The organism is Bradyrhizobium sp. SZCCHNR2028, from assembly GCF_032380995.1.
Classification (GTDB): Bacteria; Pseudomonadota; Alphaproteobacteria; order Rhizobiales; family Xanthobacteraceae; genus Bradyrhizobium.
Genome location: NZ_JAUHJF010000016.1, coordinates 164,021 through 175,093 on the forward strand (window position 1 = coordinate 164,021; position 11,073 = coordinate 175,093).

At 62.7% G+C, this 11,073-nt stretch carries 7 protein-coding genes and 1 pseudogene; 3 read left to right on the forward strand and 5 right to left on the reverse strand.

The genetic code is table 11. The features are described from left to right. Positions 1-9: 9 nt before the first annotated feature. From QX121_RS23560 to QX121_RS23580, 5 genes are all read right to left on the reverse strand, one after another. Positions 10-699: a response regulator transcription factor gene (locus tag QX121_RS23560; RefSeq protein WP_315755223.1), complete on the reverse strand. Its 690-nt coding sequence runs from the start codon at positions 697-699 to the stop codon at positions 10-12. A 71-nt stretch (positions 700-770) separates the two neighbouring features. Then, a complete protein-coding gene (locus tag QX121_RS23565) occupies positions 771-1,901 on the reverse strand; it encodes a c-type cytochrome (protein ID WP_315813165.1) in 1,131 nt (376 codons plus the stop codon). A 226-nt stretch (positions 1,902-2,127) separates the two neighbouring features. After that, positions 2,128-3,819: a PQQ-dependent methanol/ethanol family dehydrogenase gene (locus tag QX121_RS23570; RefSeq protein ID WP_409999366.1), complete on the reverse strand. Its 1,692-nt coding sequence runs from the start codon at positions 3,817-3,819 to the stop codon at positions 2,128-2,130. A 369-nt stretch (positions 3,820-4,188) separates the two neighbouring features. Beyond that, on the reverse strand, positions 4,189-4,743 hold the full coding sequence (locus tag QX121_RS23575; RefSeq protein WP_315798232.1) for a hypothetical protein: 555 nt from the start codon (positions 4,741-4,743) through the stop codon (positions 4,189-4,191). A gap of 169 nt (positions 4,744-4,912) precedes the next feature. Beyond that, positions 4,913-6,118, reverse strand: coding sequence for a glycosyltransferase (locus tag QX121_RS23580; protein WP_315813167.1), 1,206 nt, complete (start codon positions 6,116-6,118; stop codon positions 4,913-4,915). Between the two features lie 116 nt (positions 6,119-6,234). On the opposite strand from QX121_RS23580, the gene QX121_RS23585 reads away from it, so the two are divergent. The 3 genes and pseudogenes from QX121_RS23585 to QX121_RS31680 form a co-directional block, all read left to right on the forward strand. After that, positions 6,235-7,110: a DUF6502 family protein gene (locus tag QX121_RS23585; RefSeq protein ID WP_315714183.1), complete on the forward strand. Its 876-nt coding sequence runs from the start codon at positions 6,235-6,237 to the stop codon at positions 7,108-7,110. Then, positions 7,107-8,306, forward strand: coding sequence for a hypothetical protein (locus QX121_RS23590; RefSeq protein ID WP_315778450.1), 1,200 nt, complete (start codon positions 7,107-7,109; stop codon positions 8,304-8,306). The genes QX121_RS23585 and QX121_RS23590 overlap by 4 nt, the downstream gene beginning before the upstream one ends. Positions 8,307-9,444: 1,138 nt before the next feature. After that, positions 9,445-9,717: pseudogene (locus QX121_RS31680) on the forward strand (ATP-binding protein); the annotation flags it as partial. Between the last annotated feature and the right edge of the window lie 1,356 nt (positions 9,718-11,073).

Below are 11,073 nucleotides of genomic sequence, written 5' to 3' on the forward strand. Positions count from 1 at the left end.
GCAATAGCGCTACGGGTGCTTTCTGCGCGAGGCGTTGCGCGATCCCTGGCGGTCGGCCGGAACGGGCAGCGCGATCTTGCCGATCTCGATAACGGCCTTGTTGCGGCTGAACAGGCGGAGTTTTCTCAGGATCTCCGTGATGTGCGCCTTGACGGTCGACTCCGCGAGCTGAAGCTCGCCCGCGATTTCCCGGTTCTGATAGCCACGCCTGATCAGGTCGAGGACGCGAAGCTGTTGCGGGGTCAGCTCCTCGAGGCGCGCCTGCAGCGCGCGGGCGGAGCCGTTGCCGTGGCGCTCGGCCACTGGCACGAAGTCCTTCGGGACCGAGATCGAGCCGCTGAGCACGCGCTCAATCGCGGACGTCAGCTCACGCTTCGAGGTCGACTTCGGCAGATAGCCGGCGGCGCCGAGCGAAAGCGCCTCGCGCACGACGTTGAGGTCTTCATCACTCGAGACGATCGCGACCGGAAGCCGGGGATGCGTGGCACGAAGCCGCAGGAAGCCCGAGAAGCCCACGGCATCGGGCAGCGTCAGGTCGAGCAGCGCCAGGTCGATGTCGGGTTCTAGCGCGAGGGTGTTGAGCGCATCGGCAATCGACAGCGCCTCGAAGATCTCGGCGTCAGGATGCGCCAGACGCACCGCATTGCCGAGGGCTTCGCGAAACAGCGGATGATCGTCGATGATCAGAAAGCGCGTCATGTCCGCCCCCTCACTTGCCCTCTGTACGCGCCGGGTGATCCGGCAGATCGAGCGGCCGGTGTCCGCCTCCTTCAATTGGCCGTTTCGGACGACTGCACGGTCCGTAGGAACGCATAGATGCTCTCGAACTGCTCGTCGGTAAAGACTTCCTTCCAGGCCGGCATGCCCTTGGACGGACGGCCTTCATGCACGGTGGTCCAAAACTTGTCGCGCATATCCTCGCCATAACGGGTCTGCAGCCGCCGCAGGTCGATCTTCCGTTCCGCCTGCACGGCGTCCGGTCCATGACAATGTGCGCAGGTGCCGTTGAAGATCTCCTTGCCGGCGCTGACCGCCTCGGTCTTGGAATCGCTCGCAGCAGCCGCGTCCGAAACCCTGATCACGGCCGCCTCGGCGACCGGCTGGCGGAGAAGCTGAGCAGGGTCAGTCGTCGACGCCAGCTTGATCGGGCGCGGCACGGCGCCGAGCCTGATCGACGGCTCGCTTGGCAGTCCGTATTTGACCGCCAGCTCGGCGATCCGCGATGCGAGCTGCGGCAGGGCGGCGTCGATCTGATCGCGCAATTGCGTGGAGCTCTTGGCAAGGCCGATTGCGGCATCCCAGGACAGACCGTCGCCCTCGACCGGCTGGATCCGGAAGCTGCTCTGGTAGGTCGTCTTGTTAAGCCAGCCTGCAACCGGTCCCCAGACGAAGGCGACGTCGGCCTTGCCCTGTGCCAGCGCCGCCAAGCCTTCGTTCGGCGTCAGCACCGTCACCTTCTCGATGTCGTCGCGCTCGGCCAGCAGATCTTGCGGCGTGGTCTGGTATTGCACGGCGACGCGCTTGCCTCGGAGGTCGTCGATGCTGTGGACGACGAGCGTTCCGCGGCTGACAAGCGCGTAGGTCTCGGTCGCAATCTTCTTCGAGAAGATCACCGTCGGTCCCATGAAATCCGAGGACAGCGGCAGGCCGATCATCGCGTCGCACTGCTTGCCGAGCAGCGTCACGCGCACGGTTCGCTTGCCGAAATAGGATTTGTACCAGTCATACGTCACGGGCCGTCCGAGCTGCTGTGACAGCGCCTGGCCGACCTCGAGGTAGAATCCCGGCTGCGTCGGATTGTCGCTCGAGAATGGAAGATTGGTCGGATCCGCACAGAGCCGCAGCGGCTCCGCCTCGTTGGCCAGGCCCGCCGCCGACGATGCCAACAGGGTAGAGGCCATCAAGGCGACGAGAGTCGTCGCACGTGCTGACAGTTCGGCGGCGGCCCGCCACTTTGAGCCAGTCTGACGGCGATTCAGGCGCATCCTCGATCCCTCGGGTCTTGTTTATCTGTTTGTACGGCTCGGTCTCGCGGCCGGGCCGTCTTCGTCCGCTTGATGCGGATTGGCGGAACGCTGCGCGTGTCCCCGCGGCCGGGGCCACGCGCATCCGTCGCGAGCGTTGCGGCTATTGGACCGCGAACACGAACAGGGCGCCGCCCTCGGGAGCAGCGTTCGTCATCTTCTTGCCGATCTCGCCCAGGAACGCCGGGATCGAGGCGGTGCGGCCGACGACGACAGCTACGTACTGCTTGCCGTCGACGGAGTAGGTCACTGGACCGGCGCCGATGCCGGAGCCGAGATTGCGCTTCCACAGGATCTTGCCGGTCTTGGCGTCGATGGCGCGGAAGTCGCCGTGAAGATTGCCGGAGAACACCAAGCCGCCGGCGGTGCTCAGCGTGCCGCCGTTGAACGGAAGGTCTTCCTGAATCGACCAGACCTTCTTGTTGTTCACGGGATCCCAGGCGATGAGCTCACCGAGGAAGCCGCCGGGGCCTTCCTTGGTCGGAAATTCCGCACCGAGATAGAACACACCGCGCTTGTAGGAGACGTCGCTGACCGACCAGTCCATGCAGACATTGTTCGCCGGGATGTAGACCAGCCCGGTGTCCGGATTGTACGACATCGGCTGCCAGTTCTTGCCGCCGATCAGGTTCGGGCAGACGTCCTTGACGGGATGTCCAGGGCCCGGCCGCTTGTCCGGATCCTCGACCGCGCGCAACGTCGAGGTGTCCCATTTCTGCGCCCAGTTGGCGAAGACGTACTTCTCGGCCGAGATCACCTTGCCGGTCTCGCGGTTGGCCACGAAGAAGAAACCATTGCGATCGGCCTTCATCAGCGTCGGGACAGCCGCACCGCCAACCTTGAGATCGGCGAGAATAGCCTCGTTGACGCCGTCATAGTCCCAGGCATCGGCAGGCGTCGTCTGGATGTGCCACTTGATCTTGCCGGTGTTCGGATCGAGCGCCAGCGTGGACGCCGTATACAGATTGGTCAGCTTGCCGAAATCGCCATTGCCGGTCGAGCGCACAGCGGTGTTCCAAGGACCGGGGTTGCTGGTGCCCCAATAGACCGTGTCGCTCTTCGGATCGTAGGAGCCGACCAGCCAGGCCGCGCCGCCGCCATGCAGGCCGGTGTCGCCCTTCCAGGTCTCGCTGCCGGGCTCGCCGGGCGCAGGCACGGTATAGGTCTGCCAGACCATTTTGCCGGAGTTGATGTCGTAGGCCTGCAGCGAGCCGCGCACGCCGTACTCGCCGCCGCCGAAGCCGGTGATGACCTTGTCGCGCACGACCAGCGGCGGCGAGGTGATCACCGAGCCCTGCTTGTAGTCGACCACCTTGGACGTCCAGAGCTCCTTGCCGGTGGCGGCATCGAGCGCGGTCAGCTTGCCGTCGAGCCGGCCGACGAACAGCTTGCCGTCGGCATAGGAGATGCCGCGGCTGTTCACGTCGCAGCAGGCATATTGCAGCGTATCGTCCGGAATGTCCGGCTCATAGGTCCATTTGCGCGCGCCGGTCGCGGCATCAAGCGCATAGACGTATTTCGGCCCCCACGACGTCGAGACGTAGAGCGTGTTGCCGATCACGATCGGCGAGGCCTCGTTCGAGCGTAGCGAGGCCAGCGAGAACGAATAGACCAGCGACAGCTTGCCGGCGTTCTCGGTGTTGATCTCCTTGAGCGGGCTGAACCGGGTGTTGCCGTAATCATGGCCCGCCATCGCCCAGGCCCCGGGCTCGCCGGCGGCCTTCAGCGCCGAGTCGTTGGCGCGGACGCCAAGCGTGCCGGCAACGAGGAAGGCAACCGTCGAGATGCCAGCCAAGAATCTCCTGCTCGTGAAATTCATCAGTTCCCTCCGCATATTTCTTTGTTGTGGCACGTGCGCGCCAAGCCCCAGATGTGCAGTCGCGCTGCAAGCATCGGGAGCGATTACAGCATCAGCTCTGCCAGGCTCTCATAGGCGGAAGGTAGTAGGCCGTGGGGCTGCCGTTGAACGTCGATTCTCCAGCAGTTTCGCAGGCTTATGAAGTCCGGACGCCAAATGTCCGACTTCAACACGATGGTCAATCGCGTGATCAAGGAAGCGGGTATCGACAAATTCACGATACGTGACTTGAGGCGCAGCTTACGCACCGTCGTGCCGCGCGCGTCTACGTCCCATCGATAAAAAGCTCGCCGGCAATCTGGGCCATCAGCGCGGGAGCAGGGGTGGTCCGGCAGAGGGCAGCGGACGAGGCACTGACGACTGCACAGCCGATGACTGCGCCCTGGGTTGCGAGGGTTTATGCTGCGGGATCGGGGCCGCTAGCTGCTGGGACAGCGACGAAGGCGGGGTTGTCGACATTCTCTGTCTGATGTCGTCTGCGACAGCTTGCAGCGTCGCAATGCTCTGGGCCATCTGCTCTTGCTTGCCGGCGAGTTGCTCGACGCTGCGCCGCACGACATCGAGATTGAACGCCAGGGGCTCAAGCTGCTGCATCGGGTCCGGGACAGTTGCAGCAATGGCTGGCGACTTCGTCGTCGAGACGGATAACAACCAGCCCAGCGATGGAGCCCGGGCCACCACCTTGTCCCTTGCTGCGTTACCGTAGGACTGCCAGGCAAGGGTGGCGCCGATACCGATGAGAACTGCAATAACGAGCCGGGCAAGGGTGTGGAGTGTTCGCCTGCCAATCGACGGCCGGTCGCTCGCGATATTGTCGTCCTTGAGGCCGGAGGGGCGAGGAGAACGGCCAGGCGGTTTCATGGGCTTTCCAATCCGCGGATCGAATCGGGCGTTTGGATCGCGCGCAGGCCCGTCCCACGCATTCTCTACGAGAGGTATGCTTTGCGAGTACATAAGTAGCTCCTTCCTGACTATTCACGGATCGTGATCGCGAGCTGAGCCTGCGCGACGAGTTTCAGCACAATCAGTCTCAGCAATGTCGATTTTCCGGACCCGTTCCGATTGTTCCGGGGCGTGAAGCCAGGGTCGACCGGCTTGATGCCTTGGTCATCACGGCATGGCGATAGACAGTTTCGATTCCTTTCCCGAAGGCGTCGACGGAATATTGCGTCGTTGCGCGAAGCCGGGCGGCATGGCCCATGCGCCAGCGCCGCTCTGGATCGCGGAGCAATATCTCGATTGCTTCCGCCAACCGAACATGATTGCCGGGTGGAACGGTGATGGCCTCGATGCCGTCGCGCGCCACGCGTGGAACGGCTGTGTCAAGCCATGTATTGATGATCGGCCGTCCCGCCGCCATCGCTTCCAGTTGAGCGATGCCAAACGTTTCCGCATTGGTCACGGACGGCAGGACAAAGACGTCCGCTGTACACATGAGACTGGCGAGTTTGGCCTTCGGCGCGGAGCCGAGCAGGCGGACGCGATCCGCGACGCCGAGGCTATGAATCATTCGTTCAAGCCGCGCCCGGTCTGGACCCTCGCCGATGATCCAGACCTCAAAGCGGTGACCGACCGCCGCTCGCACCAGCACATCGAAGCCCTTGTAGGGGACGAGTTGCCCGCAAGCCAGCACGAGCCGTCCACGATCGCGTTCGGCAGCGTCATTGTCGCGCGGCTCCGGCCAATCGTACTTCGAGGCATCGACGCCGAACGGAACGACGTGACATTTCTCAGCGAATTCCTGCAGCAGCGGGCTGCTGTACAGCAGAATGGCATTGGACACGATGATTGCGTCCGCCTGCCGCAGCGTCCGGCGCAACAGCGGCTTCATAAACCACCTCAGTCCGGCATGCGAAACGATGTCCGCATGGTAGTGCACGACCAAAGGTCGATCGCGGCCCAACCCCAGGGCGAGCATGAGATCGGCGAGCGAAAACGGTGCATGAAGCGCGAGCAGATCGTGATCGGCGACCTGGCGCCACAACCGCAGCGGATAAGTCGGCGCGGCCGGAAGCGAACCTACATCGCCGAACGAGCGCACGCGCTCGATCGTTACGCCATTCACGACGATGCGCCGTTGCCCGTTCGACTTGGAGCAGACCAGCACGCAGGCGGTGAACGCGTCTTTCAGTCCTGCGCATATGTCGCGGATCACCGACGGGGCTCCGCCGAACAGGTCTGGATAGCAGTCATTGAAGATGTGAAGCACCGAGAGGCGCCGAGAGGGAGCGAGCATGGCCGAACTCTCCATGACTGAGCGCTCTCTGTATATGTGGGAAAATTTCACACGTCAATTGGTCTCGACGAAAAAGTGGGATTGTATCCCACGGGGCTCGCCGCTACAATTTCGCCATGAACGCCAAATCCCGGAGATCGAAGTCGGCTTCGCATCAGCCGATTGCGGCGGCGAGCCTGCGCGCGCCCTTGGCGCGCCTGCTGCGCCCGCTGGTGCGGCTATGCATCCGCGGCGGAATGACATTTCCTGAGCTGGCTCAGCTGTTGCGAGAACTCTTCGTCAATGTTGCCGAGCACGACTTTGCCCTGGAGGGAAAGGAGCAGACCGACAGCCGCGTGAGTCTGCTCACCGGAATTCACCGCAAGGAGGTTGCGCGGCTGCGCGGCGCCGGTGCGCCGGTCAATGAAACGCCTGCCACTCTGTCGCTGACCAGCGCGATCATGGCACGCTGGCTCGCCGCTCCGGAGTTCACGGACGCGAACGGCGATCCGCTGCCCTTGCCGCGCATGGCCAGTGGCGATGCGCCCTCGTTCGAGCAGCTCGTCAGTTCGATCACGAAGGATGTCCGCCCGCGCGCAGTGCTGGATGAATGGCTGGACCGCGAGCTCGTGACCATCAACGGCGATGAAGAGATCGTGTTGGTGGATACTGGCTTCGTTCCGCGCGGCGATGACGAGCGCAAATGGCACTATCTCGGCCGTAACCTGCATGATCATATCGCGGCAGCCGCCGAAAACGTATCCGGGCCAGCACCCCGTTTCCTCGAACGCGCGGTGCACTATGACGGCCTTTCGGCCAAGCTCGCAAAACGTCTCGAAGGGCGTTCGCGCGAACTGGCCATGGACGCCCTGAAGATCGCCAACCGGGAAGCAAACCGCGCGCTCGCCAGGGACAAGGGCGGCGACCACCGCTGGAATTTCGGCATCTACATTTACAGCGAAGGTCCGGACGACGCGGCGAATGGTGATGCTGACGAAGGCGGCTCGTCATGACCAAGCAGCCCGTCATCTCGCGCCGCTCGTTGCTTATGGGACTCTGGCTTGCCGGATCGTCCTCCGCCTGGGCGCAGGTGCGCCGCGGCAGCGATCAGGGTATCGGCGGCACCGGTATCACGCGTGGCCACGATCAGGGCATCGGCGGCACCGGCATTGTTGGCGTCATTCAGCGTTTCGGCAGCATTTTCGTCAACGGCCAACGCATCAGCTATGCGCCGAACGTCCCGGTGCGGATCGATGGCGAACCGGTATCGGCGAAGGCGCTCAAGATCGGACATCTGGCCCGTGTGCTGGCGCTGCCGCAGGCGAACGGTTCGCTGATCACCCGCGGCGTCAACGTGGTCAGCGAGGTGATGGGGCCTATCGAAAGCGTCAGGGACGGCGAGATGACCGTGCTGGGCCAGCGGATCATAGCGGCCGGCCACGAAAGCTGGCGCCGTCCGGGCGCCAATGTCGCGGTCTTCGGGGTGCGCCGCATCGACGGCGTGATCGTCTCAAGCCTGGTCGAGCAACGCCTTAACGCGACAACGCGGGTTTCCGGACCACTCGAACGCGATCGCGGCGGCCTGCGAATAGGCGGGTTGCGACTCAACGGCGCCGATGCCGCACTCGTCGGACAACGTGTTCAGGCTGAGGGCCGCGTTACGCAAGGCGTGATGCAGATCTCGCGCATAAGGGCTGACGACCTCTCTGATTTCTTCGGCGCGAACCGTCTGTCGATCGAAGGCTATGTCCGCCGCGTCGGCAGCTATCTGCAATTCGGCTCGGGCTATGTCGCGCATGACAATAGTCGCTTCGCATCCTCAGGTAATGCCCGCGTGGTCGTGAACGCCACCTTTGACAGTTCCCGTGGCTTGCGGGTTGAATCCATCCAGTCCGTCAACAAATTTCCGGGTGACTCGATCCAAGGTACGAGATCCGAGCAAACTCCGGGCGCGACGCCCGGCGGCTCGGACGTCCCGGGCGGCGCTACTGTGCCAGGCGGCGGTCCTCCCGGGCTGGGCGGTGGCGGTCCTCCCGGCCTTGGCGGCGGCGGTCCTCCCGGCCTTGGCGGTGGCGGTCCTCCCGGCCTTGGCGGTGGCGGTCCTCCCGGCCTTGGAGGCGGCGGTCCTCCCGGTCTTGGCGGCGGGGGTCCTCCCGGCCTTGGCGGCGGCAGTCCTCCCGGCCTGGGCGGCGGCCGCGGCCGGCGATGAACAACGAAGATTTGGCAGAGCGGGCGAGAGGCGCGCGCTCGCAGCGTCGTCCAGCTTCGCTATGCGATTCATCGCGAGCAACTTGCGCTGCGAACTGCTAGCCCGAGTTCGCGGATTCGCGCTTGAAAATAGGGATTTTGCGATTTTTTGGCGAGCTAAGTAATTGATCTGCAAAGGGTGGGGTGTTCGATTTCGGGCGAGAATGGTTGTAGTGAAGACCTCCCCGATTCCCAAGGGCGTGGCGATGCGGGTGGATTCGCCGCGCGATGTTTCTGCGACGCACGGAGCGACGAGCCCGCGGCTGAGCAGAATATGAACAACCCGACGGCGCTCGCGGCTCTGGCGAGCGCCGTCTCGCAGACAGTGCGGCGACAGAAGATTGGCTGAGTTTCCGCTGATCGGCGGAGAGACGTTTGGTGGATCGAAGCGGATGCGGAGAGCACGCTATCTTGCCGGCGATGACAACTCGATTGAGACGTCGAGCGCGCTATTGTGTCTGTGTTGCCCCGCGATCCTGACGAGGACATGTGCGCCCGCTTGGCAGGCGGGGCTGAGCACGGACTCCCGGATGGACCACCAGATGTCATCACCGCGAGATCACGACGGAAGCCGGACCAATGCTATGTTGTCGACCGCTCATGTGCAGCCGTGTAGTATCGAACAGAGGAGACGATCATGTCGAATAAGAAGGCGAAGAGACGCCCGATGTAAGCGTCCGGCCGCTGCACATGGCCTCAGATCTTGACATGATCGGCCGGCTTCCAGCTCCACGGCAGCACGTCGCCGTTGTGAGCCATCGGACGCCGAACTTGGCAGTGTTTCCGCACGAACGAAAAGTGGACGTATCTGGTGCGCCGAGCCCGCAATGGCAAAATCACACAAGCCGTTCATTGAGATCGCTGGTGGGCCCGGCAGGACTCGAACCTGCAACCAGACCGTTATGAGCGGGCCTGCTTGCTCGAAGGTCTCGGAGAACATTGACGTTTTTCGTGGCGTCGCCTCACGAGCTTCCACGTTCGTTCACCCTGTAGCGGTGGTCAATCGGTGGTCGAATTCTGAGGGGCGGCGCACAACGTCGGTCGACGAGCCAATTAGCAGTAAGTAGGTCTCGGCTTGACGCTGCTCCCTTTCTCGGACGCTCTACGAGCACGCCTCCGTAATTATCACCACCAATCTTGCTTTCGGCGAATGGCTCAGCGTGTTCGGCGACGCCAAGATGATAACCGCGCTGCTTGGCCGGCTGACCCATCACTGCGACATCGTCGAGACCGGCAACGACGGTTGGCGGTTCAAAGGCCGAGACGACGATCACGCCACCATCTCGCCTCCGATATTCCAGTCGGCTCCGACAAGACGAGCGCTATCGCCAAAACCCGCCGCGCAAAGGGCGAAGATAGACACACCAGAGTAGTAAGGCCTAGAGTCGCATGGCGCCGAAATCTCAAAAACCCGCAACCCAATAGCAGGCGGGTCGAGGTTTGCGTCTTCATCGGGCCTGGGGCATCAGCTGCGTCTAGTATTCCAGATATCGGGCTCGGCTTCGGCTTGAGAGCGAAATTGGTCCCGTAACTCAATTGAAGCTAAAGGAATTTTAGTCCATCTCCGGCTTCTCGACCGAGCGCAAAAATGGAACAAAAACCCGAACAATCCGGGATTTCCGGTCCAAAAGTCCCAGAATAAGTCCCAGACTTGGATTCATCGTTCTTGGGAGGTTCTCGGCGCAACGGCCACCGCCCAAAGGGGCGGAGGCCGTGTTTTTCACGTCCTGGCTGGCCCGCAAGGCGGCCGATCGAGCAATGTTTCGTACACGCCGATTTTCCGTCGCAGCTCCCCGACTGCGTCAATGGAGGCGCCCATCGGGTACAGGGAGGGCGCCGATTTCAGGCTTTCGAGCCGGCGTCGTCTATCGGAAATTCGCGCACGCCAATTGTCGCAGAAGCCGCACATAGTGGCCTCGTCTGATTGGGTTTCGGATGTTCGAACTTCCCAAGCGGCGCGCTGGGGTCCCGTCGATCAGGCGATCTGCGGCGCGCAGACCAATTCAGCAGCTTTAAGCGGCCTCGGCGCGAGACCTGAACAGCTAGGGTCCATATATCCCATTTTGGGCGACGAAACAAACAATTCCCTGGGCTGCGCCTCCTCCGAGGACCCTTGTCGGCCCTCGATAGAGCCGCAAGTGCGGCCCCGGAAGCGCCGCTCGCTCTCTGACCGAGAACCGAACTGCGACGAGCTGATTGCGACGTATAGCCCGCGCACCCGCATCAAGCGTCCTTCCGATTGCGAGTCAACTTGCGTCAACCACGACTCGGTTATTCGAACATTTCTTGATCAACCGTGGCCGCGTGGTCGAAAGAGAAGAGCGTCGACCCGGCTAAACTCAAGGTGCGGTCGTAGCGCTCGATCCGAAGATTGTCGTGCCATGATGAGCCATCCATCATGATCTGATATTGGCCTAGAAGTGGGCGTTCTTAGCCTCGAGCCAGGTGCCATCGATGAGATGGAAATACACCCATAGTCCCTCCGAAGAAGGTCTCCGGCCCACGACCGAAAGCAGAAACCCCGGAAGATGGTGGGCGGATCGGCGGACCTTCTCGTCGAGGCTCGTCGGGTCGTTGGAGGAAGGGGTGTCAGTCAAGAGCATTGAATAGTAAGCGGTTTTCGAACCTTGGCTTATAAAACTACGGTCCTAGCTGTGGAGCCTCAGGAGGTTGTCCTCGGTTAAACCGAGTCTGCTGATAGGCGGCTGGGAGTTTATGCCGCCGTGAGG